The organism is Arthrobacter sp. V1I7, from assembly GCF_030817015.1.
Taxonomy (GTDB): Bacteria; Actinomycetota; Actinomycetes; order Actinomycetales; family Micrococcaceae; genus Arthrobacter.
The window spans coordinates 1,280,245-1,305,558 of sequence record NZ_JAUSYS010000001.1 but is presented as its reverse complement, the minus strand read 5'-3'; the positions used below and the strand labels follow the sequence as shown (position 1 = coordinate 1,305,558).

The following is a 25,314-nucleotide window of genomic DNA, read 5'->3' as shown; positions in this document are numbered from 1 at the left end:
ACTGCCGCAGGATGCTATTCGGCTCGTCCGCACGGCTACTCCGCACGGTCCTTGCCGCAACGTTCAGCGCCCCTCCTAGAACGAGTGGCGCGGGATGGCCCGCTCATATTGCGGGGGCCATGCCAGCTCGTGCCCCAGCTCAAACGCCGCCCGCTGCCACCAGTGCGGGTCCCGGAGCGCGGCACGGGCGATGAACACGCCGTCGGCCTGGCCGGTGGCCACGGCGTGCTCGGCCTGGCCCGCCGACGTCAGCAGCCCGACGGTCCCGGTGCGGATGCCGGTTTCGCGCCGGATCCGGGCGGAGAAACCGGTCTGGTACCCGGGCCCCGCCGGGATCTGTTGGTGGGCCACGGCCCCGCCGCTTGAGACGTCCACGAGGTCCACCCCGTGTTCCGCGGCCGCCCGGGCCATCCGCACGGAGGCCTCCACGTCGATGCCACCCTCGGCCCAGTCGGACGCCGAGATCCGCAGCAGCAGGGGCATGGAATCGGGAATGACGTTGCGGACGGCATCCACCACGGCGAGGGTCAGCCGGTTCCGGCGTTCCTCGTCGCCGCCCCAGGCGTCGGTCCCGGTCGTTGACGAGCGGGCTCTGGAACTCGTGCAGAAGGTAGCCGTGGGCGCCGTGGATTTCCATCGTATCGAAGCCCGCATCGACGGCGCGGACCGCAGCGGCGGCAAAGTCGGCGATCACGCCGTCGATCTCTTCCGGCGTCATGGCCGAAGGCGGCGCGTAGCCGTCGAAGGCAGCGGTGCCGGGCCCCACGGTGTCCCAGCCGCCGTCGGAGGCCGGGACCGTTCCGTGCTTACCGGAGAACGGCCAATAGGAGGATGCCTTGCGCCCGGCATGCGCCAGCTGGGTGCCGATTTTGGTTCCCGCGGCCCCGTGGCGATGCACGAAGGCGTTGATCCGCTCCCAGGCGGCGGCCTGCTCGTCGTTGTACAGGCCGGCGTCCCGGGGACTGATCCGGCCCGCGGCGTTCACCGCCGCGGCTTCGGTCAGGATCAGGGCGGCCCCGCCGGTGGCGAACGAGCCCAGGTGCATCAGATGCCAGTCGTTGGGCACTCCTTCGCCGGTCTCGGGTCCGCAGCTGTACTGGCACATCGGCGATACCCAGCCGCGGTGCTGCAGCTGCAGGGCGCGCAGTTCCAGCGGGGCGAACAGGGCTGATCCCACTAGAACAGCACCCGGGCGAGGTTCTGGCGTGCCTTCGCGACGCGCTCGTCGCCGGTGCCCACGACGTCGAACAGCTCCAGCAGGCGGACCCTGGCCGTTTCGCGCTCGGGGCCGAAGTTCCTGCCGATGAAGGAGACGATCCGGCCCAGGCCGTCCTCGACGTGGCCGCCGGCGACGTCGAGATCCGCCACGCCGAGCTGGGCCTCCAGGTTGTCCGGCTCGTCGGCAGCCAGGCGCCGCAGGGCTTCGGTGTCCGCGGCGGAGAGCGGCTGGAGCCGGCCCATCAGCTCCACCTGGGCCAGTCCGGCCTTGGCATCGGCGTCGGCGGGCATCTCCAGCAGGGCCTGCCGGTACGCGGCGGCAGCCGTGGCGTAGTCCCCGGATTCAATGGCGTCGAAAGCCTTCTGGTGCAGCGGTGGCAGCGGCGGAGCCTCAGCCTCGTCCGCCCCCGGCCCGCTTCCGCCGATCCGCCCGGTCACGCCGTTGGCGGCGGCAACCTTGAGCAGTTCATCGAGCAGGCTGCGGATCTGTTGCTCCTCGGCGCCGCCCTGGAACAGGGGCACCGGCTGGCCCTTGAGCACGGCGACGGCGGTCGGGACGGCCTGCACCTGGAAGGCCTGGGCAAGCTGCGGGAAGGCGTCGATGTCCGCGGCGCCGAGCACCAGCCGGCCGGCGTAGCTGTCCACGATCTCCGCCAGGCCGTCCACGAGCTGGCCGGATCCCGGCGAGTAGGCGGCCCAGAGTGCGATGACCACGGGAACCTGGGCGGAGAGCTCTACGAGTTCCTGGAAGTTGGCCTCGGTGACGTCGACCCGCAGCGGGTGGACCGGATACTCCGCGCCGCCGGCCCCCGGGGCCGGGGCACCAGGGGCCGGAGCGCCAGGCCCGGCGGGAGCGGCGGACGGCGCCGGGGGCCGTTGCTTCAGTGAAGAGAGGTCGACGGCGCCCCGCAGGTTAAGCGGATTGGCGGCAGTTGGCGGGACCGGGCGGGAAGCTGGCGAAGTCATAGCTCCACTCTAACCATTGCGGCCCGGCCCGGTACCACCGCAATGGGCGATACCGGCCGAAAGCCAACAGCCCGGCGGCAGCGGCGGAACCGCTGCGGCCGGGCCGCTGTTTAGCTGTTGCTGGAGTTACTTGAAGCCTGCCCCGACCAGGCCGCGGGTGGCGGCGACGAGTTTCATCGGATCGGTGGACCCGGCCGGCGGAACGTAGACGGCCATGGACTCGGCGAAGTTGAGCACCATGCCGGTGCTCGTTTCCTTGCCGCCCGCTATGGCCGCCGCGTCGTCGCCGATGGTCAGCTTGTCTCCGGCCGCCTTGGGCGTGCCGTCGAACGAGAAGTTCAGCCGCCCCAGGACCAGGGCCCCGCCGTCGGCGGCGCGGAACACGACGATGCTTTCCGGCACCACCTTGTGGGTGAAGGCGAAGGTGCCGTTGACGCCGGAGTTGACCACGTCCGCCTGGTAGGCGAGCGTGTCCGCGATGTACGGGGAGGACTGTCCCTCCACGAGCCTGTCCTTGAACGGAGATTCGGCATTGGTCAGCCGGTCGCCCAGGCCGGCGAGTGCTTCCTCACCGCTGTAGAGGAGCCCCGTCTTGTCGGCGGGTGCGAGCGTCTCGGTGCCGTCCCGAGGGATGGACGGGAACGTGGTGCCCGGCTGCAGCGGCGTGGTGGCAACGAGCTTGTAGTTCTCGCGCGGTGACGCCTGGGTCAAACTGAGCAGCTGCGGGACGACATTGCCCTCACCCTGCGTCACGGCCAGGACCGAGCGCGGCCAGCTGCGCTTCTTGGTGACGACAGTGGTCAGGAGCTTGGTGGCCCGCACGGGCATCCGGGCCTCATAGGCGCCGACCTGGGAACGGATCTTGTAGTTCTGCGTGCGGACTTCGAGCTCCGCCTGCGCCACGCGCGGGTCGAGCTTGGAGGCATCCTTCGCCGCGTCGCCGGCATCGACGGCACCGGCAACCTGTTCCAGGATCCGGCGGAACTGCGCATCGATAAGGACCGGGGCCTCGGGGGCGGGCTCGGCCGCGGCCGGCGGGGTCGCGGCGGCTGCGGCACTCGTCGGGGTGCCGGGGGCCGGCGCCGGGGTCTGGCTGGCGTGGGCGGCCACGCCGGTACCGGCGAGGGCGGTAGCCGCCAGCACTGCCACGACCGCGCCGGACCGGCGCAGTCGGTGTCCCGCAGTGCGCCACGCGGCAAGGCTGTTTTCGGCCGGATTCGCCGGCTTGGCTGCCGGAACGCCGGACGTTGTGCCGGCGCCGGTTGTATCCCCGGCGGCTGCGGGGCGTGCGGCCGCCTTGGCCCCCCGGCGGCGACCGAACATGCTGCCCAGTAAACCGCCCCTGCCGTTGCCGGCGCCGGGCTTGGGCTTCAGGACCAGCAGCGCGCCACCGGCAATGATCAGCAGGCAGCCGAGCACAATGAACGGGATGGCCCACGGTGTCGAAGTGTCATTCGGGAACGTCATGGTGATCGACGCGGGGGCCGGCTTGGTGCCGTCCGTCGCGAGCAGAAGCGACCAGTCGCCGTCCGCGGGCGGCGTCCACGAGTAGTTCAGTTCGCCGCTGGCGTTCTCGGTGGTGACCCACAGGTCGGAACCGGCGGGCGAGGGCGCGGTGGCCTCACCGTCGGTATGCGTGAGCTGCAGTGCCTTGCCGTCGTCGGACACTCCGGAAACGGTGTTGTGGGCCGTCGCCCCGACCCACGCGTCGACGTCGTCCGGCCGGCCGGCGGCCAGCAGGAAGCTGCCCTCGCCCTTGACGTTGATCTTGACCGTGCCGCCCTCCAGCGTGCGCAGCTTCTCGTCGAAAACGGTCAGCGGCGCGGCGGCGGCGTCAGTGGGGGCGGTAGCCGTGACGGTCTCGGCCGGAGCCCAGAATGTCTTCTGGCCGATTCCCGCCAGCAGTGTCAGGAGGCCGAGCAGCACTAGTGCAACTGCAGTCTTGAAACGCAAAATATTACCTATCATCAGCGGACGCTTAGCTTCAATGGTAACCATTTTGTTACCCATCAGTCAGGTCGGGTGATTTTGTCAAGCCCTTCGCCCCGGGACCGCGGCGCCGAAAAACCGTGTGCTAACAAGCCTGCTGATAGTGTTTGCGTTGATTATCACATCCGGCCCGCGACCGCGGCCCCACAGGGGATAACCAGAGATAAAGGGCTTTCAGCGCAGTGAGTGAACATACGGATTCGTCCCCCGCCGGACAGGAAGAAAGCCAAGAATCCGGGACCAGGGTACGCGCACCCCAGGATCAGCTTTCGAACCGCCGGGCCGCCGTCGCCGGAGCCCTGAACGCGGTGGCGCGCCGCCTGCGCCAGCCCCTCCCCGGCGCCCAGCCCCGGCTCCGGTTCGAAATGCCGCCGGAGCTTCTGGAGGAACCCGCCCCGGAGACCGAGACCAGCGCCCGCTTCGGCAACCCGGGGCCTCGCATGTCATCCCAGCACCCGCTGTACGTCGGGTTCATGGGGACCGTCGGCGTCGGGGCCGCGCTGCTCCTGTACTGGATCGGCTCCAACACCACCCAGCTCCTGCTGTGGATCGTGGCGGCGCTGTTCATTGCGCTGGGGCTGGACCCCGTGGTGCGCTGGCTGGAACAAAACAAGGTCCCCCGGGCCGCCGGCATCCTGATCGCCGTCTCCACGCTGACCCTGGCGGTGGCCGGGTTCTTCGCTACCCTCATCCCCACGATCGTCCAGCAGGTGACCCAGATCGTGCAGCAGGCACCGCGCTGGATCCAGGACTTCATCGATTCGGACTTCTTCCGCACCGTCGACAACCAGTTCGGCGTGCGGGACCGGATTACCCAGGAACTCGAAAAGTTCGTCAATGACCCGGAGGCTATGGGCGGCATCTTTGGCGGCGTCGTCGGCTTCGGCTCCACCGTGGCGAACGGACTGTTCGGGGCGCTGATCGTGCTGGTTTTGAGCCTCTATTTCCTGGCCGCCCTGCCCGCCATGAAGAAGTGGGGCTACCGGCTGGCGCCGCGTTCGCGGCGCGCCCGGGTCGAAGCACTCTCTGAGGAGATCACCGGTTCGGTCGGCAACTACGTGATCGGCCAGGCCGTCGTCGCCCTGCTGAACGCCACCTTCGCATTCATCGTGATGACGATCATCGGTGTTCCGTTTGCCGTGCTGCTCGCGTTCATCGTGGCGCTGCTGGCTTTCATCCCGCTGGTCGGGGGCATGATCGCCGGGGTGATCGTGACGCTGATCGCGTTGACCGCCGGCTGGCAGACGGCCGTGGTCTACGCCATCTGCTACTTCGCCTACCTGCAGTTCGAGGCCTATTTCATCTCGCCGCGCGTGATGCAGAAGGCCGTCGCGGTCCCGGGCGCCGTGGCCGTCATCTCGGTCATTGCCGGCGGCAGCGTACTCGGCGTCCTCGGTGCGCTGATCGCGATCCCTACCGCCGCCGCGATCATGCTGCTGGTAAAGGAAATCTTCATCGTCCGCCAGGACAACCACTGACGTAGCGGACCCGGCCTCAGGCCTGGGCTCGGGCGTGGCCTCAGGCGTGGGCCGTCGCCACCGGGCCGTCCCATTCCTGCGGCAGCCCGGCAGCTGTTCCGTCAGTGCTGCCGGCTCCACCGGGAAGGACCTCGTCCACGATCTCGTTCAGGACCCGGCTGGCGTACTTCTCCCCCACCCACAGGTGCTTGGCGCCGTCGACCCCCACGACACGGGCCTGCGGCACCAGGCCGAACCGCTCCGCCGCGGCGGCCGGCTGCAGGTAGTCGTCATGCTCCGGCACCAGCACCTTCAGCGGCTTGCCGGAGTCCGCCCATTCCAACAGGTGCACGTCGGTGGCCCGGTGCAGCGGCGGTGAGAGCAGGATGGCGCCCTCCACCTCCGAGGCCACCGGTTCGGTGGCACCGTACATCAGGGCCAGCTCCGTTCCGAAGGACCAGCCCACCAGCCAGCGGTTCGGCAGGCCGCGGTCCACGGCAAAACGTACCGCCGCCTCGACGTCGAGGCGTTCGCCGATGCCCTCCTCGAAGTCGCCCGTACTGGTGCCCCGGGGCGAGGCGGTGCCACGGGTGTTGAACCTGAGCACGGCGATACCGGCCAGGGCGGGCAGGCGGTAGGACGCCTTCCGGTAGACGTGGGAATCCATGAACCCGCCGTGTGTAGGCAGCGGGTGCAGGGTGATCAGGGTCGCCCTGATCCCGCCGGATTCCGGCAGGGCCAGTTCGCCGACCAGCTTGTGCCCGTCCGATGTGCGGAGCTCCACGTTTTCGCGGTGCGCCGGAAGCACGGTGGACGCGCGGATCGCCGTCGTCGCGGACGGCTGGCTGAAAACGTACGACGCCGGGTCAAAACCGGCGGGCTCAGGAGTCATGCTGACCAGCTTAGCGATACCGGTAGCTGCGTGAGGTCCAGCAGTTCGAATGCCAGTGTCGGCGCTCGGCCAGCCCGGCGGCCTCGCCGAAGATATGGTCCTGGGACCAGACGACGAGGTGTGCCACTCCCGGCGGCACGGCGGTGAAGCACCCCGGGCAGACATAGCTCTTCTCGGCCCGGCCGGCCGTGATCGGGCGGACCATCCATTCGCCGTCCGGGGCGCTCTCCCGCCGGGCGAATCCGGAGCGTGCGCGTTCCAGGTCCAGCTCGGGCTGCGGCCCGCCCTTGGCTCCCGGCCCGGCCGCCTTTCCGGCGCCTGTTCTGCCGGCGCCTGTTCTTCCGGCGCCTGTTCTTCCGGAGACGGCGCGTCGGGGACGGTTGGAACGGGGCATGCTTCCATTCTGCCCCAGTCCGGATGCCTCCCGCTCCCTCCAGAAGGTAGTGTTGACCGGGTGCGTTTAGTCATAGCCCGCTGCTCCGTCGATTACGTCGGCCGGCTCAAAGCCCATCTTCCGCTGGCCACCCGCCTCCTGCTGGTCAAAGCGGACGGCTCCGTACTGGTCCACTCGGACGGGGGATCCTACAAGCCGCTGAACTGGATGAGCCCCCCGGCATCGCTGCGGGTCTCCACCCCGGAGGAGATCGACGTCGAGGTCGGGGTGGTCGAGCAGTGGACCGTCCAGTCCGCCAAGACCGATGACCGGCTGATCATCAACATCCATGAGCAGCTGCACGACACCTCCCACGAGCTGGGCCTGGACCCGGGCCTGATCAAGGACGGGGTCGAGGCGGACCTGCAACGGCTGCTGGCCGACCAGATCGAGCTCCTCGGCACCGGCTTTTCCCTGGTCCGCCGCGAATACTTCACCGCCATCGGGCCGGTGGACATCCTGGCCCGCGACGCCGAGGGCGCCACCGTGGCCATCGAGCTCAAACGCCGGGGCGACATCGACGGCGTCGAACAGCTCACGCGGTACCTGGAACTGCTGAACCGCGACCCGCTGCTGGCCCCGGTGCGCGGAATCTTCGCCGCCCAGCAGATCAAGCCGCAGGCCAAGGTCCTCGCCAAGGACCGCGGCATCGACTGCATCACCCTCGACTATGACGCCATGCGCGGCGTCGACGACAGCGAGTCCCGGCTCTTCTAGGAGCCAACGGCCGGACCCGCGTCCCGGGAGAACCTGCTGCACGGGATGGGGCCACGCCGCCCTGAGCGCGGGGGCTGCTCCCCGGGATCCATCTGGAGGGCCGTTCCGCTCGCGGACCGCTGCGGCGCGCAGAACCCGGCAATCCTGCGGGAACCGGACCCCGGGTTCCCGACCGACCTGCACGCGGCAGCCCAGGGAACCTTGGCCAGGATGACCTGCTCCCCGGAGCTTCCCGGTGCCGCGTTCCTCAGCCGGAACGGCGTCATCCCCTCGCGCGGGCACACGGACGGCGACGGGCCACGGCCGCCGCCTCGCTCGCGGCGGCGCGGGAGGACCGGCACGCGGCAGGGTTCGACGGCACTCGTTGGACTATTTTTCGGCCCGGTCAGTAATGGAGTGGAGACCGTAGGGGCCGTCCTCATCACGTCGTCCAAGGGGCGCAGCTTTACAGGAGGTCCATTTCGGCGCTTGAAATTTGTCGGGGGAGAGCAATGGTCGAGTCATTTAAGGCCCTACTTGTTCCCCACAGATACTGGGACTGTCATTGTGGTAAGAAGCCGCCCGGCCGCCGATAACTTCGTGCCCTCTTGAGAGGAACGAGCCGGAGTATTGGTTTTCGGGATGGTGTCGAGGGCCGTGACCTGCATGATTAGCACGGCGATGGCGGTCAGGAACGGCTCCAATGCGTACGGCTAAGAACACTGCCACCGAAGCCGACCCAGTGGATTGGACAGCAGTCGTGCCGTTCGGCGAGCCAGGTGTCGAAGACTGCGACAGCGTAAGACACTGCCCTATGTACCGTGCCAAGAGGTCGGCTCCGGTGACGACTCCGCGTTCATGCCACTGCGCACTGGATTGGGCAGCGATCAGTCGGAGACCTACGACGAAGCAACTCGCCGCGACGAGCGCAAGGTTGGGAGTCGCCGCGGTTATGCCAACGTGTGCGGTGGCCGTGAAACCGATCCGTAGGCATAGCCTCGCGGCTTATGAGGCACTGATCGGGCGATATGGAGAAGAAGTGTCTGGGAGGGGCTCCGCAGCCCCTCCCAGCTTCACCCCAGTCTTGCTAGTACGCGAACTGCCACATGTAGCGGCGTCCGTCCAGTGAATATCCCCGCACTGCTGCGTAGTGGGCTGCGAGTCGGAACGAAATGGGGTAGAAGACCAGCGGGGCGACGAAGGCACGCATTTTCTGAGGAATGCCGGGAAGCTCGAGTTCACGGCTGTCGACCCGGAACGTCTCGCCGCTGTACTCCTCAAGGAAACGGTCAGCGCGTTCCGCCATGGGACGAGTCTCGTCTTCGCCCAAATACAGGATGCTTTTGGTGTCCTTGTCAAAGACCTCGAACGGGCCCTGGAAGAACTCATTAGCGTTGATGGTCGCCGCGTGCATCCACTGCATTTCCTGCAGGAAACAGCTGGTGAAGGTGCTGCCCATACCCTGCAGCGCTCCCGAAGCGATGAGGTACGTTACCGGGACGTCCTTCATGTTCTCAGCAATCTTGGCCGCATAGGGCTCGAACGCGCGAACCGCGGTTTCGGTGGCGGCCGGCAGCGCAGCCAGAGCCGAAAGCTCCTCGGACACGTTCTGGCCTTCACGTTCCAGAACTGCAAGAGCGAGCAGTTGCAGGAGGATCTGGTTGCCATCCCCGGTTCTGGCAACAAAGGCCGTATCGACTGCCTTCGCCAGGGATCCTTCAGCGTTCAGCGTCACTGCCACTACAGCGGCCCCCCGTTCCTGTGCCCAGGAGGCTGCCTTCGCCGTTTCGGGAGTCATGCCTGCAGCCGAGAAGGAGATTACGAGCGCACCGGCCCCGACCCCGGGTGATGCGCGGTAGTAGAACTCGTCGGAGTTCACGGACGTTACAGGCGTTGTGGCACGGCGGTCCAGGAAGTACTGTGCCGCGTGCAGGCCGGACAGCGAGCCTCCGGCGCCTACAAGGTAGACCCTGTTGAGTTCCGACAGGCCTGATACATAAGACCTGATTTCAGGCCAGAGGGTCAGGGCATGCTCCTGCGAGCCCCGGACATTGTCAGGGATTTCTTTGACAGGCTGTCGTCCGATGAAGGTGCCGTCGGTCATTGTTGTTCCTTACTTTCGTGGTAGCGGGCTGGGGCCCTGGCCGCTGGGCGGTGGGCGCCCAGCGAGTCGTTGCGGCGATTCCGGGCCGATAGCTTTGCGGTGGCCGAAGGCGCCAAATCTTGTGCAGGTCTGCGTGGCCGCTGCAGCTGCGCGGGGGAAGAAAGGGTCGGCTCTTTGGCCGGAGCGGGGCGGACCAGTACCCGTGCGCACAGCGTCTCTTCGGCGCCGAGGTGTCAATCACGATCTCGGCCGGGTGTGCTGGGCGGTTCCGCCTTGCAGGCCGCTGGCGCGAGCCTGCTATGCGTGGTTCGGCCTGATGTTTCAGCTTCATCACCTTGCGGGCTTTCAGAGTACTTCTGAGAGGAAGCGCTGGAGGCGTTCGCTTTGGGGGTTGTCGAAGAGTTCGGCGGGGGTGCCGGATTCGACGACTTCGCCTTCGTCCATGAAGACGACCTGGTCCGCGACCTTCCGGGCGAAGCCCATTTCGTGGGTGACCACGAGCATGGTCATGCCGCGTCGTCCGAGTCCTGCCATGAGGTTCAGCACGCCTTTGACCAGTTCCGGGTCCAATGCGCTGGTGGCTTCGTCGAAGAGCATGACTTCCGGTTCCATGGCCAGGGCGCGGGCGATGGCGACGCGCTGCTGCTGGCCGCCGGAGAGGTCCCGCGGGCGGTGGTCTGCACGTTCGGCCAAACCCACTTCGGCCAGGCGGCGGTGGGCGCGTTCGCGTGCTTCGGCTTTGGGCATTTTCTTGACGCTCCAGAGGGCCAGGGCGACGTTCTCCAGGGCGGTGTGGTCCGGGAAGAGGTTGAAGTGCTGGAACACCATGCCGATCCGGGCACGCAGGATGTCGGGGTTGACCTTCAGCGCGCTTTCGCCCGCCAGGAGCACGTCCCCGCTTTTGGGTTCATGCAGGCGGTTGACGCCCCGGAGGAGCGTGGATTTGCCCGAACCTGAAGGCCCGATGATGCAGGTGGTGGTTCCCGGTTTTACCGTGAGGCTGACGTTGCGGAGGACCTCGACGTCGCCGTACGCCATGGTCAGGTTCTTCAGTTCCAGGCTGGAGCCGTGGAAGGTCTCGATGTCCGGGACCGTTTCGCTGGTGCTGGTGCTTGCGAGGTTCATGTGTTGCTCCCGGTGATCAGCGGCGAGGCCGCGTCGAGTTCTTTGACTTCGTTCAGGCCACTGGATGGTGCCGTGGGCCGGCGTTTTCCTGCCCGGAAGCGGCTGTCGAAGTAGTTGACCAGGTGGGTCAGGGGGACGGTGATGATGAGGTAGAAGATGCCGGCCATGACCAGAGGGGAGAGGTTTCCGGAGAGTACGGCGGCGTCCTGGCCTACCCGGAAGAGTTCGCGTTCGCTGACCAGCAGTCCGAGGAAGTAGACGAGCGAGGAGTCCTTGACGATGGCAATGAACTGGTTCACCAGTGCCGGGAGGACCCGGCGGATGCCCTGGGGAATGACCACGAGTGCCATGGACTTGCCATAGCTCATGCCCAATGCGCGGCAGGCCTCGCCCTGGCCCTTGTCTACGCTTTGGATGCCGGCGCGGAAGATCTCGCCGATGTAGGCGCTGGCGATCAGGCTCAGGGCGATGATCCCCAGCGGGTAGGGCGAAGGCCCGAAGATCGACTGGCTCAGCCGGGCGAAGCCCTGACCGATGAGCAGGATGGTCAGGATCGCGGGAAGGCCGCGGAACAGGTCGGTGTAGATCCGGGCCGGAACGCGCAGCCATTTCGAGGGCGAGATGCCCATCACGGCCACGATCATGCCGAGGACGACTCCGATGATCGTTGCCGCGACGGAGATGACGAGGGTGTTGAGGAGGCCTACAGCCAGAAGCTGGGGCAGGACTTCGGCCATTGCGCCGAAGTCGAAAAAGGTGCGGATAATGGTGTCGAACCAGTCCATGGTTGCTCTCAGACGTAGTTAGCTTGTGAATTCCGGGCGGGCCGCGGATGGCGGCCCGCCCGGGCCCGAATCTGGTGAGGGTCCGGCTTACTTGCTCGCGGTCGGGGCCGGCGTAGCTGTCTGCTCGGCCTTGGGCAGGTACTGCTCAGGCATCGGCGATCCGGGGAACCACTTCTCGTAGAGCTTCTTCCATGTGCCGTCCTCCATCGCCTCGGCCAGACCCTTGTTGAGGGCCTCTTTGAAAGCGGTCTTGCCCTTCGCAATCGCGAAACCGGCCGGAGCGTCGAAGGACGGGATATCCGCTGCACTGACCAGGCCGTGCTGCTGCTGATAGTCCTTGGCTGTTTCGTAGTCCAGGAAGTGGGCGTCAGCCGAGCCGCTGTTCACCGCGGAGATCGCCGAGTTGTTATCCGGGAACCGGACCAGGTTCGCGGTGGTGAAGTTCTTGAGTGCGTAGGCTTCCTGCAGCGTTCCCTGCACCACGCCAAGCCGCTTGCCCGCCAGATCCTCGACGCCCGTGATACCGGAAGTCTTGGTGGTGATGACCGTCAGGTAGCCGGCGAGGTAACCCTCGGAGAAGTCCACGGTTTCCTTTCGCTTGTCCGTGATCCCGATCGCCGCCACGCCGACGTCGAACTGGCCGTTGGCCACAGCCGGGAGAATCGCCGAGAAGTCCTGGCCGGTGAAGACCACATTGTCCACTCCCGCCCGCTTGGCAACGTCCTTGAACAACTCAACGTCGAAACCCGTGAAGTTACCCTTCTCGTCGGCGAACGCATAGGGCTTGAGATCCCCGACGCTGGCGACCCGTGCCGTGCTCGGCTCAATCAGCCCATACGGGTTAGCCTCCGCCGAAGACGACGGGGAAGTCCCGCCACAGGCAGTGACAAGGCTGGCGATCAAAGCCGCTGAGGCCACCGCAGCGCCAAGGCGGAACTTCTTTGAACCAAAAGTGCGCATTGCTTTCCAATCTGTGAAAAAGATAGCCGGTCCCGGTCCGGAGTGGACGGCGCGGCGTATGAGAGCGTTATCAGATAATGCAAAGCTACAGCCTCTCGCTCCGGCACGTCAAGCGTGGGCAAGGTCACGCCCAAATTTTTCGTTGTCCCCGTAATTACGGCTTCTGGGAGCCCTACTCCGAGGTCGGACCCTGTCAGCACGAAGGCTTCGTGGGCTCGACATTCTGCGAGCGTTCTCATACGCTGGAGGCCATATCTACTTTTTGGAGGCATGATGGTTTCGATCCTGACAGCGAGGGACAACGTCGTTGACTGCTACCTGGATGAGGGGCAGGTGTTTGCGGGCGGAAACGCCCTAAACGTCGCGGTTTTCGCCCGGCGGGCGGGAGCAAGAGCGGCCTACGCCGGCACAGTTGGAACAGATGCTGCCGGAGCCCTTATCCGCAGCGCCTTGACTCTTGAAGGCGTGTCGACGGACTTTCTGCAAGTCAAACCCGGCAGTACCGCTTACTGCGTGATCGGCCGGAATAACGGGGACAGGGTATTCCGGGAAGTCGGGCTAGGAGTCTCGCAGGCTAACTTCGATGGCGGTTTCGTCGCGCCGGCGTCCGGTTTTGATGCTGTGCACCTCAGCGTATCCAGCGCCCTTGAGGATTTGGTGCCGGACCTCGCATCTGTCTCGCGCCTGTCCTTCGACTTCTCAACCAACAGGAATGCGGACCTGCTCAGCGCGGTCGCGCAGCACTGTTATCTTGCCTCCTTCTCAGGCGGAGACCTCACCGGGCCCGAGGGACTAGACCTGGCCCGGCACGCCATCGCCCTCGGTGCGACCTGGGCGCTGGTGACACGTGGAGGAGACGGCGCTGTCCTGGTGAGCAGGGAACACTCCTATGAAGTTCAAGCGGCAAACACCACCCTGGTTGACACCCTGGGGGCCGGTGATACGTTTATGGCCACCCTTCTAACCGGGCTCCTGCAAGCAAAGGACCCACATGAAGCCATGACCAGGGCCTCCGAAGCCTCCGCCCAGACATGCAGCAGGCTCGGAGCCTTCGGAAAAGGCAAACTCCTCGCCGCCTTGCCGCTGCCGACACATCAGGACGCCGTGCCATTGGATGTTCCGCAATAACAAACCACGAACCACTGGAACCGGAAAGAACTCCACTCCAAAATTCCGCGGCACACCTCCAACTCCGACGAGGTCTACCACTGGGCACCGTCTAGAGTGGGGGCGAACTCCCTGATGGCGGTGCTTTCCAGCACTGGCAACACTCCCCCACCGTCCGTCCCGGTCTAGGGATCAGCTAGTGGGAGTTCACGCCTTGGAAGGGCGCCGTTCATATGGCAGGTAAGCTACTGACCCCCCGGCTCCGGGCTGCGAACAGCGCCCCGGAACATTCCCAATAACGAAAGACTCACATGCCGCCACCGCCCAGGATCACCATCACTCAGGTCGCAGCCGAAGCCGGGGTCAGCACGGCAACAGCCGGGCGGGTCCTTGGCGGTTACGGCTATTCCAGCGACGACGTCGCTGCCCGGGTGCAAGCTGCAGCCCGAAAGCTGGGCTACAAGCCGAACACGCTTGCCCGAAGCCTCGTCACCGGCCGCAGCCAAACCATAGGCGTCGTCGCCGCTGACATCGACAACGCCTTTTACGCCCGTGTCCTGCGCGGAATCGGCGACGTGGCAAGATCACGCGGGTTCGGCGTCATCCTCACCAACAGCGACGAGAACCTTGAACGCGAGAAAGAAGCGGTTCAGCTTCTCCTCGAAAAACGCGTCGACGGCCTCATAATCAGCCCCTGCGATGTTCAGGGATCCGAACATCTCCGCAGTCTCATAGCCGGCGGTTGCCCAACAGTCCAAATAGACCGGGCAGCCTACGACCTGGCAGCAGACTCAGTGACCGTAGACAATCGCGGTTCCGCCCGTGAAGCAGTCGCTCACCTGCTGAAGGCAGGCCACAAACGGATAGGAATCATCGCCGAACTCGAGCAAACCGAAAAAGGCAGCCTTGAGGACTTTGTCGCCCAAACGGTCTTTTCCCCCGTGACCTCCGAAACGCTCTATCCAAGCTGGCAGCGACTACTCGGATACCTCGACGCCCACCGGGAAGCGAACATCCCCGTACAGACTCAACTGATCCGCCGCGCTGGAGCCTACTCCTCAGAAGCCGCACGCCACGAGGCCATTCAGCTCCTCGAGCCCGGCCACCGACCTACCGCCGTCTTCACCGCCGACGGAACCATGTCCCACGGACTCATGCAGGCCATCGCCGACCTCAAAATCAAGGTCCCCGACCAACTTTCCGTCGTCTGCTTCGACGACCTCGACTGGATGACATTCATGCAACCGGCCATAACATCCGTTCACCAGCCGGTGCACCGCATCGGCTCAATGGCAGCGGAGCTTCTCCTTGCCAGAATCGCCGGCGAGACATCCGTCCCAAAGCACAATGTCCTGGAAGCACGGCTCAATATCCGAGACTCGGTCGGCCCTCCTCCGCACCAAGTAGAGACAAACTAGCGTAAGTACCGCCGCGACGCGCGGAGTAGGGCAAGGCAACTTTGGTAGCCAAGGCCACAAGGGAAGGTGCCCTGCTGCCGGAGTGCGGACATGTCAGCCCAGTCGCGGGAATTCGGGGCTCTACTTGCTGGCAGAACACGGACGACACGAAAACTGCCTGCAAGTGCATCGGCGGATGTAGGACCGCACCGCCTGGGAAAGTGGTGGATGCGGCCGTGTCCACCACTTCCCGGTCTGCTAGTTCTGGTGCACGGGGGCCCAGGCGCCCGTGCTCACGGCTTCCGGCGTGGGGACGCCGGTGTTGAAGCGGTCGAGGCGGAAGGACTTCAGCACCGGGGAGGGGGTTCCGGTGAGGATTTCCTCGGCGAGGAGTTCACCGAGGATAAGCCCGAGCGTTGCGCCCGAGTGGGTGAACATTGTGTGCAGTCCCGAGATTGAAGGCACCGGGCCCACCACCGGTTCGCCGTCGCCGGGAATGGGTTTTAGTCCTGCTCCTACTTGCTGCGCGGTCAGCCGGGGGTTCCCATTGAGCACCTTCGATGCCTCGTCGAGCAAGCCCTGTACCGACTCTTCGGGAACCGTGAACGAACCGTCCTCCTCAACAATCACCGACTGCTCTGCCCAATCGGCATCGAGTACGAGCCGGCCGTCGGGGGTGGGCCGCACCGCGACGCGCGGGGTGTTTAGCACGGTTTTTACTTTGATGTCGATCGGATCGGTGAACAGCACGAAGGCTGCGGGTGTGGCATCCGGAACCGTTACGCCCAAGGCGGCGAGCTGAGCTGGAACCTCACCGCCGGTCGCCAGCACTACTTGGTCGGCAGCCAAACGGGTCCCGTCGCCGAGTATCACGCCAGCCGCGGCGCCGTGCCGCACGTCAACCCGCACATCGCCGGCGTTCTCGATGACGGCCGCGCCGTGGGACACCGCTTCAGTCACTAGCGCCGGGATGAAATCCGGCATGTTCACCCAGCCTTCGCCTGGGTTGTAGATTGCGCCTTCTTCGGCCACCGCATCCGCGTTCACGTCCGGCGCGATCCCGGGCACGTCGGCGCGGTCGACCCAGAGGGAGTCATACCCGGTTGAACGCTCGAAGGCGAAGGTCTCGCGGAAGGTTTCATTGGGGCCTGCCCACTTCAATGCGCCATCGAACCGGATGTAGCCGCGGCTCTCCGGGTGGTGCGCGCTCCAGGTACGGTAGCGGTCGATGGCAAGCATCCGAAGGTAGTGGTATTCGGCGGAGCGGGCACCCGATGAGTTCAGCCATGCGATCGAGCGGCCCGAGGCCCCGTTCGCTAGCGGCCCGGCTGTTACAAGTGTCACCCGGGCGCCGCCCCGTGCGAGGTGCATGCAGGTGGATGCACCGAGGATGCCGCCGCCGACGACGACGATGTGTTTGGCTGGAGCTGTGGAGGACATGGTTCTCCCTTTCTAAGTGTTTTTGGAACGATGATGCGCGCAGGGATGGCACTGCACCTGCGCTGCCCGGTTCGGCTCGAGCTAGGCGAAGGCGTGAATTTTTTCGATGGTTCGAAGGACTTCAAGGGACTCGGCAGCGTTGACTGGCAGAGGGCCCTCGCCGCGCAGGGCGGTAGCCAGTTGCGCGTAGAACTGTGGGTAGGCCCCGGTTTCGGCGGGAACGCTCGTCGTGGAACCGTCGATTCCCAGGACCCCCCAAGCGTCCTGGGGCTCCACGCCATACGAGGGGTCCAATGGGGACATACCCGCCGCGAGGGCAGGTTCCTGGTGATCCAGGCCCCATTTGGTGTAGCCGGACTGGGAGCCCAGGACATGGAAACGTGGGCCGACCTGCGCTGCCATGCCGTTCATCCACAGCCTGGACCGGATACCTGATTCATGGAGGAGTGACACGAAGGCCTCCGTGTCAGCTCCGTCCTGCGGGCCGTGGTTTGCCGTCTCCCCGTAGCTTTCTTCGACCGCCCCGAACAGTTGAACGGCCTGGTCGATCAGGTGGGCGCCGAGATCGTGGAGGATTCCGCCGCCTTCCGCCAGGGAAGCGGTGTCGCGCCAATTCCCGAAGCCTTCCGGCCGCCACCATTCAAAGCGAGACTCGAAGCTGCGGACCTCGCCCAGCGCGCCTTCCCTCAGCACCTTCTTGAGCGTCAGGAAGTCCGCGTCCCACCGGCGGTTTTGGAAGACTGTGAGCTGGACGCCGGCTTCAGTTGCCTGAGAGATGAGGCCTTCGCCTTGAGCCGATGTGGTGACGAACGGCTTGTCCACGACCACATGGAGGCCCTGGGCCATCGCTGTCGAGGCAACGTCGAAGTGGGTAAGCGGCGGGGTTCCGAGGATTACCAAGTCAAGACCGCCGGAGAGGGCGAACAGGGCCTCCGGCGTTGGAACAACCCGGGCCTGAGGATAAAGCCTGGCCGCCTCCGCAGCGCGGGCTGGATCAGCTGTGACAATGAAGTCCAGCGAGTAGCCGGGATCCGCTGCGATGAGCGGCGCGTGGAAGACTTTGCCGGAGACGCCGAATCCCACGACTGCGGTCCGTATGGGTGAGGCTGTAAGTTGACGCATCAGAGTACTTCTGAGAGGAAGCGCTGGAGGCGTTCGCTTTGGGGGTTGTCGAAGAGTTCGGCGGGGGTGCCGGATTCGACGACTTCGCCTTCGTCCATGAAGACGACCTGGTCCGCGACCTTCCGGGCGAAGCCCATTTCGTGGGTGACCACGAGCATGGTCATGCCGCGTCGTCCGAGTCCTGCCATGAGGTTCAGCACGCCTTTGACCAGTTCCGGGTCCAATGCGCTGGTGGCTTCGTCGAAGAGCATGACTTCCGGTTCCATGGCCAGGGCGCGGGCGATGGCGACGCGCTGCTGCTGGCCGCCGGAGAGGTCCCGCGGGCGGTGGTCTGCACGTTCGGCCAAACCCACTTCGGCCAGGCGGCGGTGGGCGCGTTCGCGTGCTTCGGCTTTGGGCATTTTCTTGACGCTCCAGAGGGCCAGGGCGACGTTCTCCAGGGCGGTGTGGTCCGGGAAGAGGTTGAAGTGCTGGAACACCATGCCGATCCGGGCACGCAGGATGTCGGGGTTGACCTTCAGCGCGCTTTCGCCCGCCAGGAGCACGTCCCCGCTTTTGGGTTCATGCAGGCGGTTGACGCCCCGGAGGAGCGTGGATTTGCCCGAACCTGAAGGCCCGATGATGCAGGTGGTGGTTCCCGGTTTTACCGTGAGGTTGACGTTGCGGAGGACCTCGATGTCCCCGTAGGCCATGGTCAGGTCTTTTAGTTCCAGGCTGGAGCCGTGGAAGGTTTCGATATCTGGGGTGGCCGGTTTGTGTGGGGCTGTGTTGCGTGAGGTGTTGCTGGCGAGGCTCATGTGTTGCTCCCGGTGATCAGCGGCGAGGCCGCGTCGAGTTCTTTGACTTCGTTCAGGCCACTGGATGGTGCCGTGGGCCGGCGTTTTCCTGCCCGGAAGCGGCTGTCGAAGTAGTTGACCAGGTGGGTCAGGGGGACGGTGATGATGAGGTAGAAGATGCCGGCCATGACCAGAGGGGAGAGGTTTCCGGAGAGTACGGCGGCGTCCTGGCCTACCCGGAAGAGTTCGCGTTCGCTGACCAGCAGTCCGAGGAAGTAGACGAGCGAGGAGTCCTTGACGATGGCAATGAACTGGTTCACCAGTGCCGGGAGGACCCGGCGGATGCCCTGGGGAATGACCACGAGTGCCATGGACTTGCCATAGCTCATGCCCAATGCGCGGCAGGCCTCGCCCTGGCCCTTGTCTACGCTTTGGATGCCGGCGCGGAAGATCTCGCCGATGTAGGCGCTGGCGATCAGGCTCAGGGCGATGATCCCCAGCGGGTAGGGCGAAGGCCCGAAGATCGACTGGCTCAGCCGGGCGAAGCCCTGACCGATGAGCAGGATGGTCAGGATCGCGGGAAGGCCGCGGAACAGGTCGGTGTAGATCCGGGCCGGAACGCGCAGCCATTTCGAGGGCGAGATGCCCATCACGGCCACGATCATGCCGAGGACGACTCCGATGATCGTTGCCGCGACGGAGATGACGAGGGTGTTGAGGAGGCCTACAGCCAGAAGCTGGGGCAGGACTTCGGCCATTGCGCCGAAGTCGAAGAAGGTGCGGATGATGGTGTCGAACCAGTCCATGGTTGCTCTCAGACGTTGTTAGCTGGTGGAACGGGGGCGGCACTGCCGGTGGTGATCGGTGGCGGGCCGCCCCCGCAACCTTGGGAGGTTTACTTTGTGGGTGCGGGGCTGGAGGTTTGTTCAGCCTTGGGGAGGTACTGCTCGGGCATCGGGGAGCCCGGGAACCACTTTTCGTAGAGTGTCTTCCAGGTGCCGTCTTCCATTGCCTCTGCCAGGGCCTTGTTGAGGGCCTCTTTGAAAGCGGTCTTGTCCTTGGCAACAGCGAAACCAGCCGGAGCGTCGAAGGAAGGGATGTCCGCAACACTGACCAGGCCGTGCTGCTCCTGGTAATCCTTGGCCGCTTCGTAGTCCAGGAAGTGGGCGTCAGCCGAGCCGCTGTTCACGGCTGCGATTGCTGAGTTGTTGTCCGGGAACCGGACCAGGTTCGTGGTGGTGAAGTTTTTCACTGCGTAGGCTTCCTGCAGCGTTCCCTGCACCACGCCAAGCCGCTTGCCGGATAGACCATTCGCGTCCTTGATGCCGGAGTTCTGGGTGGTCAGGACCGTCAGGTAGCCGGCGAGGTATCCCTCGGAGAAGTCCACGGTTTCCTTGCGCTTTTCGGTGATTCCGATGGCGGCCACGCCGACGTCGAACTGGCCGTTGGCCACAGCCGGGAGGATCGCGGAGAAGTCCTGGCCGGTGAAGACCACATTGTCCACTCCCGCCCGCTTGGCTACGTCCTTGAAAAGCTCAACGTCGAAACCGGTGAAGTTGCCCTGCGCGTCGGTGAAAGTGTACGGCTTCGAATCGCCCAGGCTGGCAACCCGGACAGTGCCCGGCTCAATCAGCCCATACGGGTTATCAGCTGAGGACTGGGCGGGAGTTGACCCCCCGCAGCCCGACAGTGCCAGGAGAGCCGCGACGGCGGCCGCGACCATAGCGGCCGGGCGGAAGTTGAATCGTGTGTTCAAGGTTTTCCAATCGTGGGAAGCAGAGTGGCCCTTCGGCCTTCGGTGATATTGCTTGTTGAGTCCGGTCTCAACGGCTAGGGTTGAGACCGGACTCACATGAGGGTTGGTAAAAATGTAACTGAAGCCACATCGGCCGTCAAGGCCCTTTCGAAAGGCAGAAATGAGCAGCAACAGTTCCAGGCGTCGCGACGTCACCGTCGCGGACGTGGCCAAAGCGGCCAATGTCTCCAAGGCACAAGCTGCGCGGGCGCTGGGTAATTACGGGGCCGTGAGCGGCGATGTCCGGGAGCGCGTCCTGGCCGCAGCCGAGGAACTTTCCTACCGCCCGAATGAGCTCGCTCGCAGCATGAACACGGGGAAATCGCACACGATAGGTGTGGTGGTTGGTGACATCGAAAACCCGCACTTTGGCCTTGCCACCAGGGGCATCACCGACACCGCAAAGAAGAGCGCCTACAACGTTATCCTTGTGAACACGGACGAGGAACAAGCCGCCGAAGTCGATGCCGTCCAGGTTCTGCTGGACAAGCGGGTAGACGGCCTTATAGTGGCTCCTGCGTCATCGACCGAAACAAAACATTTACAGCGTGTTTACGAATCGGGGCGGCCTTTGGTCCTGCTTGACCGAGCCGCCACCGGACTCTCAGCAGAAACCGTCGCTGTCAACATGGCTGGTATCTCATACGAGGCCACGAGGTACCTAATGGACTCCGGCCACCGCAGAATCGCCTTCATCTCCACGTTGAAGTCTGGCTCGCCGTTTAACGCGGCGACTCAGGTGGATTCTTCACAGATTTCTGAACGCCTGGACGGCATGCGGCGGGCATTCTCGGAAAAAGGACTGGCGTTCCCCCACGATTTGGTGCGGCTCAATGCCGGCGATGCAGACTCCATCCGAAACATCACGCGTAAACTCCTCGTCCTACCGGACCCGGCGACGGTCCTCGTGGCATCAGATGGACTCATCGCCCTCAGCGTTCTAGGGGCCATACAGGAACTTGAACTCGCTATCCCCAGGGACGTCTCGTTCCTCATGTACGACGACTTCGCATGGACACGCCTCACCACGCCGCCCCTGACAGTCATTGCCCAACCCGTCTACGACATGGGCGTCGCCGCTGCCACTGCTTTGATCCGGCAGATTGAAGGACGGAAAGCATGCGACGCCTCGCCCGCCCTTGAAGCGCGACTAATAGAACGAGGCTCAGTAGGGCCTGCCAAGGTGCTATCTGATTTGTAGGCCGACGCCGAAGCTGGCGGCAAACCGGTTCAATCTGGTGTCCAACTACCTCACCCAGGAGCAGAACATCACGCTCCACACCGAGAACGGGCAAAAGTCGCTCCAATTCAGGGGCCAGGATCGGGTACATGCCGGTGAGCACTCTCGACCAGAACGAGAAGCGCCAGCTCGAAGGCCAGGTTCTGGACCGTGTCGTCACGGACAAGGCTTCCGGCAGGGACACCTCAAGGCCACAGCTCACAGAACTGCTGCGGTTCGCCCGCGAGGGGGACACCGTGGTCGTGCACAGCATGGACCGGCGCGTCCGCAACCTCGATGACTTACGTGCTCTCGTAGAGGGCCTCACCCGCAAAGGCGTGCGGGTGGAGTTCGTCACAGAGAGCCTTGTCTTGTCCGGGGAGGACTCCTCCATGGCCAATTCATGCTCTCCGTTATGGGGGCGTTCGCTGAATTCGAACACTCCCTCATCAGGGAACGCATCAGGGAACGCAGAGGGCAGGCATCGCCCTGGCCAAGCCGCGCGGCGCCTACAAAGGGCGGAAAAGGACCCTCACGTCGGAACGGGCGGCGGAGCTGGTCCAGCGCGCCGACAGCGGTGTCTCGAAGGCAGTCCTTGCCCGTAATTTCGGGATCAGCAGGGAGACGGTCTACCAGTACCTGCGCCACGGCAAGTCGGGGTGAGTCCCCTCCCCTTCCGACACAGCCGGCATGCCCATGCCGAGCTCCCTTAGCTTGAGGGAAGGTCCATTATCGGCGTTTGATTCGGACGCAACAGACGAGAAAATCAGGCATCTGACGCCGAAAAAGTAGTGGCAGGATCAGCCCGTTCATGCGACTGGGCAGCTCTCCTGATGGGCCCTGGTTGGTGATGTCCTTCAGGTACCCGCGTATTGGGCGGGGGTATTTGCTTCGATTGCGGCGTTTAGTTCCTCAAGGGTCGGTGGGTTTGCTCCCGGGCGCTGTACGGTGATGGCCGCGGCTGCGGCTGCGGTGTGTCCAAGCTGCTCCAAGACAGCGGGGGCGAAGCCTTCGGTTCCTCGGGTGAGGAAGCCCAGAATGAGGGCGGACATGTAGGAGTCTCCGGCGCCGATGGTGTCTGCAACGGTGGTTTTCACGGCGGGGATGTTGATGTTGGCGTCGGCGGATGTGAATTGTGAGCCTTCGGCGCCTTTGGTTATGACGGTCAGCTGGGTGCCCAGCCCGAGGATGTGTGCTGCGGTTTCGTCCAGGCTTTTCCGGGGGTACAACCACCGGGCGTCCTCGTCGCTGAGTTTGACGACGTCGGTTAAGGCCACGAGCTCTTCAAAGATGGCTTTCGCTTCGGCTTGGCTGCCGAGCAGGGCTGGCCTGATGTTGGGGTCATACGTGATCATGCATTGTCTGTGGGCCTGTTCGAGCAGAGCTTTCACGGCACTGGCACCGGGGCTGAGGAACGTGGCGATGGATCCGGTGTGCAGTATTTTCGGGAAGTAGGCCGGGGCTGTTGGGGCAAGGTCCCAGGAGGTGTCGAAGTCGTACCTTGCGGAACCGTCCGGTGCAAGGGTTGCTGTTGCCGATGCCGTCCGGGTGAGGGATTTTGAGCCGGGCAGAAGTATGACTCCTGCGCTGTGGAGATGGTTTTCGATGGCATTCCCGCGGGCGTCCGGGGCGATGGCCGTGAGCAGACCTGTGGTTACGCCGAGGCGGCCAAGTCCGTACGCGACGTTGGCCGGCGAGCCGCCCGGGTGTTCCACTCGGTCGTGTGGGGTTATGACCACGTCGATCAGCGCTTCGCCTACGACCATGACGTCCAGGGTCTGGTGGGCGTCATGCCGGGCTGTTGTGAGGTAATCCATGGTCTGTCTCTCGTGGGGAGCTGTTGTGGCGGGGCGGGGGGCTGTTCAAGCCACGTCAGTCCGCGGACCGGTAGCGGGTCTGCGGACTGACGTGAGGACAGCAGTCGTTCAGGCGGTGGCCGCACCGGTCATGATCGCAACCGCATCGGTCATGTTGTGTGATTGCGGTGTGATCGTGGCCGCGCACTTGCCGAGGCGCTGGATGTGGATCCGGTCCGCCACGTCAAAGACGTGGGGCATGTTGTGGCTGATCAGGATGACTGGCAGGCCGCGGTCCCGGAGGTCCCGGACCAGCTGCAGGACCTGGTTGGATTCCCGGACGCCGAGTGCCGCTGTCGGTTCATCAAGCACGACTACTTTTGAACCGAACGCTGCGGCGCGGGCCACGGCGACGGCTTGGCGCTGGCCGCCGGAGAGGTTCTCCACGGGCACTGTCACGTCCTGGAGGGTGGAGATGCCCAGCCGGGTCAGCTCCTGCTTGGCCTTCAGGCGCATGCCTTTGGTGTCGAGCATCCGGAACACGCTCCCGAGAATTCCCGCACGCCTTTCCTCTCGGCCCAGGAACAGGTTGGAGGCGACATCCAGGGCCGGCGAGACCGCCAGGTTCTGGTACACAGTTTCGATGCCGTGGACCCTGGCGTCCTGGGGGCGTTTGAAGTGCACCGGCTGTCCTGAGACAGTGAGTTCGCCGGAGTCCGGTACTTCTGCTCCGGTCAGGCATTTGATCAGGGTTGATTTTCCGGCGCCGTTGTCGCCGATGATCGCCAGGACTTCGCCCGGGTACAGGTCGAGGCTGACTCCGTCCAGGCCGACGACGCGGCCGAAGGTCTTGACGAGGTTTCTGGCCTTCAGGATGGGCTCGCGGGTGGCCACGTTGGGGGCTGCAGATTCTGTCATGGTCATGACTTGACCTTTCGGATCCACTGGTCGATGGACACAGCGAGGATGATGAGGACGCCCACGGCGAGGGTCTGGTAGAGCACATCGAGGCCTGCGAGGGAGAGTCCGTTGCGGAAGACGCCGACGATCAGGGCGCCCAGGAGGGTTCCCCAGACGGAACCACGGCCGCCGAAGAGGCTGGTTCCGCCGATGACCACGGCGGTGATGGAGTCCAAGTTCAGGTCCATCCCTGCGTTGGGGCTGGCGGCGTTGGTGCGGCCGATCTGGATCCAGGCGCCGATCGCCAGGACAGCGCCGGCGGCGAGGTAGACGCTCATGAGGACTTTGTTCACGGCGATACCGGCCAGGCGGGCGGCTTCCTTGTCATCGCCCACGGCGTAGACGTGCCGGCCCCAGGCGGTTTTGCCCAGGATGAACGCGATGGCGACGTAGAGCAGCAGCATCACAACGACGCCGGTGGAGATCCTTACCGGGCCCACCGGGAAGGTGGTTCCGGTCCAGGTGAGCAGGTCCGGCATGGCCGAGCCGCGCACTGTCGCACCGTTGGAGTAGAGCAGCGTCAGGGCGATGAAGATATTCAGCGTGCCCAAGGTGACGATGAACGGTGGGAGCCGGAACCGGGTGACCAGGAATCCGTTGAGTGCTCCGGCTGCGAGTCCGACGATCAGGCCTGCGAGGAGTGCAACAGGTGCCGGCAGTCCGTTGTTGACGGCGAGTTGGGCCACGACCATCGAGGACAGGATCATGACGGCCCCGACGGAAAGGTCGATGCCTGCGGTGAGGATGATGAGGGTCTGGGCGATGGCCAGGGTGCCGACGACGGAGACCTGCTGGGTAATCAGGGAGAGGTTTTCAACCCGCAGGAACCGGTCATTGAGGAGGCCGAACACGACCACCGCGATGAGGAGGACGAGGGCGGGGCTGACGGCGGGGTAACGGTGGAGGATATTGCGTATCCGACTGAGCGGTGTCTGGCGGTCAAGGAATTCCTCGGCCAGGTCGGCATGCCCGGCGCTGGGCGGTCCGGCGGTCTGTTGCTGGGTCACGATAGGTCCTGATCTTTGGTGATGGTAGCTATAGCGGAGCTAGCTCGGTAGACAAGCGCGGGGAGGCCGA

21 protein-coding genes and 2 pseudogenes are annotated in these 25,314 nt (G+C 64.8%); 6 read left to right on the top strand and 17 right to left on the bottom strand.

All coding sequences use genetic code 11. The annotated features are described in order from the left end of the window. Positions 1-75: 75 nt before the first annotated feature. The 3 genes and pseudogenes from QFZ69_RS06140 to QFZ69_RS06130 all read right to left on the bottom strand — a co-directional run bounded on the left by QFZ69_RS06140 (position 76) and on the right by QFZ69_RS06130 (position 4,152). Positions 76-1,177, bottom strand: a pseudogene (locus tag QFZ69_RS06140) (NADH:flavin oxidoreductase/NADH oxidase). Continuing rightward, a complete protein-coding gene (locus QFZ69_RS06135) occupies positions 1,177-2,184 on the bottom strand; it encodes a tetratricopeptide repeat protein (protein WP_306916390.1) in 1,008 nt (335 codons plus the stop codon). The pseudogene QFZ69_RS06140 and the gene QFZ69_RS06135 overlap by 1 nt, the downstream one beginning before the upstream one ends. A gap of 126 nt (positions 2,185-2,310) precedes the next feature. Next, on the bottom strand, positions 2,311-4,152 hold the full coding sequence (locus QFZ69_RS06130) for a hypothetical protein (RefSeq protein WP_306916387.1): 1,842 nt from the start codon (positions 4,150-4,152) through the stop codon (positions 2,311-2,313). A 320-nt stretch (positions 4,153-4,472) separates the two neighbouring features. Here QFZ69_RS06130 and QFZ69_RS06125 point away from each other — a divergent pair, with 320 nt between their 5' ends. After that, positions 4,473-5,651: an AI-2E family transporter gene (locus tag QFZ69_RS06125; RefSeq protein ID WP_306919614.1), complete on the top strand. Its 1,179-nt coding sequence runs from the start codon at positions 4,473-4,475 to the stop codon at positions 5,649-5,651. Between the two features lie 40 nt (positions 5,652-5,691). Here the strand turns inward: QFZ69_RS06125 and QFZ69_RS06120 are convergent, their stop codons facing one another. After that, on the bottom strand, positions 5,692-6,522 hold the full coding sequence (locus QFZ69_RS06120) for an alpha/beta hydrolase (RefSeq protein ID WP_306916385.1): 831 nt from the start codon (positions 6,520-6,522) through the stop codon (positions 5,692-5,694). A gap of 10 nt (positions 6,523-6,532) precedes the next feature. Further along, positions 6,533-6,916: an ATP/GTP-binding protein gene (locus QFZ69_RS06115; protein WP_306916384.1), complete on the bottom strand. Its 384-nt coding sequence runs from the start codon at positions 6,914-6,916 to the stop codon at positions 6,533-6,535. 60 nt (positions 6,917-6,976) lie between these two features. Here QFZ69_RS06115 and nucS point away from each other — a divergent pair, with 60 nt between their 5' ends. Next, complete coding sequence (gene nucS, locus QFZ69_RS06110) at positions 6,977-7,672, top strand: endonuclease NucS (RefSeq protein ID WP_306916382.1); 696 nt, start codon at positions 6,977-6,979, stop codon at positions 7,670-7,672. Positions 7,673-8,738: 1,066 nt separating this feature from the next. Here the strand turns inward: nucS and QFZ69_RS06105 are convergent. From QFZ69_RS06105 to QFZ69_RS06090, 4 genes are all read right to left on the bottom strand, one after another. Then, positions 8,739-9,755 carry an SIS domain-containing protein gene (locus tag QFZ69_RS06105; protein WP_306916380.1) on the bottom strand — a complete coding sequence of 339 codons (1,017 nt, stop codon included), beginning with the start codon at positions 9,753-9,755 and terminating at the stop codon, positions 8,739-8,741. Positions 9,756-10,100: 345 nt separating this feature from the next. After that, positions 10,101-10,880, bottom strand: a complete 780-nt coding sequence (locus QFZ69_RS06100; protein WP_306916378.1) for an amino acid ABC transporter ATP-binding protein — start codon at positions 10,878-10,880, stop codon at positions 10,101-10,103. Beyond that, complete coding sequence (locus tag QFZ69_RS06095) at positions 10,877-11,665, bottom strand: amino acid ABC transporter permease (protein ID WP_306916367.1); 789 nt, start codon at positions 11,663-11,665, stop codon at positions 10,877-10,879. The genes QFZ69_RS06100 and QFZ69_RS06095 overlap by 4 nt, the downstream gene beginning before the upstream one ends. 87 nt (positions 11,666-11,752) lie before the next feature. Further along, complete coding sequence (locus tag QFZ69_RS06090; protein WP_306916377.1) at positions 11,753-12,625, bottom strand: ABC transporter substrate-binding protein; 873 nt, start codon at positions 12,623-12,625, stop codon at positions 11,753-11,755. Between the two features lie 270 nt (positions 12,626-12,895). Between QFZ69_RS06090 and QFZ69_RS06085 the strand changes: the two genes are divergently transcribed. Both QFZ69_RS06085 and QFZ69_RS06080 read left to right on the top strand, forming a co-directional pair. Continuing rightward, on the top strand, positions 12,896-13,753 hold the full coding sequence (locus QFZ69_RS06085) for a PfkB family carbohydrate kinase (protein ID WP_306916376.1): 858 nt from the start codon (positions 12,896-12,898) through the stop codon (positions 13,751-13,753). Positions 13,754-14,043: 290 nt separating this feature from the next. Further along, on the top strand, positions 14,044-15,150 hold the full coding sequence (locus tag QFZ69_RS06080) for a LacI family DNA-binding transcriptional regulator (protein WP_306916374.1): 1,107 nt from the start codon (positions 14,044-14,046) through the stop codon (positions 15,148-15,150). A 237-nt stretch (positions 15,151-15,387) separates the two neighbouring features. On the opposite strand, the gene QFZ69_RS06075 is transcribed toward QFZ69_RS06080, so the two are convergent. The 5 genes from QFZ69_RS06075 to QFZ69_RS06055 form a co-directional block, all read right to left on the bottom strand. After that, positions 15,388-16,569: an FAD-binding oxidoreductase gene (locus tag QFZ69_RS06075; protein WP_306916372.1), complete on the bottom strand. Its 1,182-nt coding sequence runs from the start codon at positions 16,567-16,569 to the stop codon at positions 15,388-15,390. A gap of 81 nt (positions 16,570-16,650) precedes the next feature. After that, on the bottom strand, positions 16,651-17,691 hold the full coding sequence (locus tag QFZ69_RS06070) for a Gfo/Idh/MocA family oxidoreductase (protein WP_306916370.1): 1,041 nt from the start codon (positions 17,689-17,691) through the stop codon (positions 16,651-16,653). After that, on the bottom strand, positions 17,691-18,488 hold the full coding sequence (locus QFZ69_RS06065) for an amino acid ABC transporter ATP-binding protein (protein WP_306916369.1): 798 nt from the start codon (positions 18,486-18,488) through the stop codon (positions 17,691-17,693). The genes QFZ69_RS06070 and QFZ69_RS06065 overlap by 1 nt, the downstream gene beginning before the upstream one ends. Further along, positions 18,485-19,273 (bottom strand): amino acid ABC transporter permease, encoded by a 789-nt coding sequence (locus tag QFZ69_RS06060; protein ID WP_306916367.1) that lies wholly within the window; start codon positions 19,271-19,273, stop codon positions 18,485-18,487. Before QFZ69_RS06060 ends, QFZ69_RS06065 begins: the two co-directional genes overlap by 4 nt. 89 nt (positions 19,274-19,362) lie before the next feature. Then, positions 19,363-20,190 carry an ABC transporter substrate-binding protein gene (locus QFZ69_RS06055; protein ID WP_306919613.1) on the bottom strand — a complete coding sequence of 276 codons (828 nt, stop codon included), beginning with the start codon at positions 20,188-20,190 and terminating at the stop codon, positions 19,363-19,365. A 193-nt stretch (positions 20,191-20,383) separates the two neighbouring features. On the opposite strand from QFZ69_RS06055, the gene QFZ69_RS06050 reads away from it, so the two are divergent. Together QFZ69_RS06050 and QFZ69_RS06045 are read left to right on the top strand one after the other, a co-directional pair. Continuing rightward, a complete protein-coding gene (locus tag QFZ69_RS06050; protein WP_306916365.1) occupies positions 20,384-21,463 on the top strand; it encodes a LacI family DNA-binding transcriptional regulator in 1,080 nt (359 codons plus the stop codon). A 128-nt stretch (positions 21,464-21,591) separates the two neighbouring features. Continuing rightward, positions 21,592-22,144 (top strand): annotated as a pseudogene (locus QFZ69_RS06045) (recombinase family protein). A 194-nt stretch (positions 22,145-22,338) separates the two neighbouring features. Here QFZ69_RS06045 and QFZ69_RS06040 read toward each other — a convergent pair. From QFZ69_RS06040 to QFZ69_RS06030, 3 genes are all read right to left on the bottom strand, one after another. Continuing rightward, entirely contained in the window at positions 22,339-23,298 is a 960-nt protein-coding gene (locus tag QFZ69_RS06040) for a carbohydrate kinase (RefSeq protein WP_306916363.1), read from the bottom strand. A 108-nt stretch (positions 23,299-23,406) separates the two neighbouring features. Next, on the bottom strand, positions 23,407-24,201 hold the full coding sequence (locus QFZ69_RS06035) for an ATP-binding cassette domain-containing protein (protein ID WP_306999967.1): 795 nt from the start codon (positions 24,199-24,201) through the stop codon (positions 23,407-23,409). Next, positions 24,198-25,244, bottom strand: coding sequence for an ABC transporter permease (locus QFZ69_RS06030; protein WP_306916361.1), 1,047 nt, complete (start codon positions 25,242-25,244; stop codon positions 24,198-24,200). Before QFZ69_RS06030 ends, QFZ69_RS06035 begins: the two co-directional genes overlap by 4 nt. Positions 25,245-25,314 lie beyond the last annotated feature (70 nt).

Excerpts from the sequence above, each read along its gene's own strand:
- QFZ69_RS06135 (WP_306916390.1), bottom strand. The coding sequence starts at position 2,184 with ATGACTTCGCCAGCTTCCCGCCCGGTCCCGCCAACTGCCGCCAATCCG.
- QFZ69_RS06130 (WP_306916387.1), bottom strand. The coding sequence starts at position 4,152 with ATGATAGGTAATATTTTGCGTTTCAAGACTGCAGTTGCACTAGTGCTG.
- QFZ69_RS06120 (WP_306916385.1), bottom strand. The coding sequence starts at position 6,522 with ATGACTCCTGAGCCCGCCGGTTTTGACCCGGCGTCGTACGTTTTCAGC.
- QFZ69_RS06115 (WP_306916384.1), bottom strand. The coding sequence starts at position 6,916 with ATGCCCCGTTCCAACCGTCCCCGACGCGCCGTCTCCGGAAGAACAGGC.
- QFZ69_RS06105 (WP_306916380.1), bottom strand. The coding sequence starts at position 9,755 with ATGACCGACGGCACCTTCATCGGACGACAGCCTGTCAAAGAAATCCCT.
- QFZ69_RS06100 (WP_306916378.1), bottom strand. The coding sequence starts at position 10,880 with ATGAACCTCGCAAGCACCAGCACCAGCGAAACGGTCCCGGACATCGAG.
- QFZ69_RS06095 (WP_306916367.1), bottom strand. The coding sequence starts at position 11,665 with ATGGACTGGTTCGACACCATTATCCGCACCTTTTTCGACTTCGGCGCA.
- QFZ69_RS06090 (WP_306916377.1), bottom strand. The coding sequence starts at position 12,625 with ATGCGCACTTTTGGTTCAAAGAAGTTCCGCCTTGGCGCTGCGGTGGCC.
- QFZ69_RS06085 (WP_306916376.1), top strand. The coding sequence starts at position 12,896 with ATGATGGTTTCGATCCTGACAGCGAGGGACAACGTCGTTGACTGCTAC.
- QFZ69_RS06080 (WP_306916374.1), top strand. The coding sequence starts at position 14,044 with ATGCCGCCACCGCCCAGGATCACCATCACTCAGGTCGCAGCCGAAGCC.
- QFZ69_RS06075 (WP_306916372.1), bottom strand. The coding sequence starts at position 16,569 with ATGTCCTCCACAGCTCCAGCCAAACACATCGTCGTCGTCGGCGGCGGC.
- QFZ69_RS06070 (WP_306916370.1), bottom strand. The coding sequence starts at position 17,691 with ATGCGTCAACTTACAGCCTCACCCATACGGACCGCAGTCGTGGGATTC.
- QFZ69_RS06065 (WP_306916369.1), bottom strand. The coding sequence starts at position 18,488 with ATGAGCCTCGCCAGCAACACCTCACGCAACACAGCCCCACACAAACCG.
- QFZ69_RS06060 (WP_306916367.1), bottom strand. The coding sequence starts at position 19,273 with ATGGACTGGTTCGACACCATCATCCGCACCTTCTTCGACTTCGGCGCA.
- QFZ69_RS06055 (WP_306919613.1), bottom strand. The coding sequence starts at position 20,190 with ATGGTCGCGGCCGCCGTCGCGGCTCTCCTGGCACTGTCGGGCTGCGGG.
- QFZ69_RS06050 (WP_306916365.1), top strand. The coding sequence starts at position 20,384 with ATGAGCAGCAACAGTTCCAGGCGTCGCGACGTCACCGTCGCGGACGTG.
- QFZ69_RS06040 (WP_306916363.1), bottom strand. The coding sequence starts at position 23,298 with ATGGATTACCTCACAACAGCCCGGCATGACGCCCACCAGACCCTGGAC.
- QFZ69_RS06035 (WP_306999967.1), bottom strand. The coding sequence starts at position 24,201 with ATGACCATGACAGAATCTGCAGCCCCCAACGTGGCCACCCGCGAGCCC.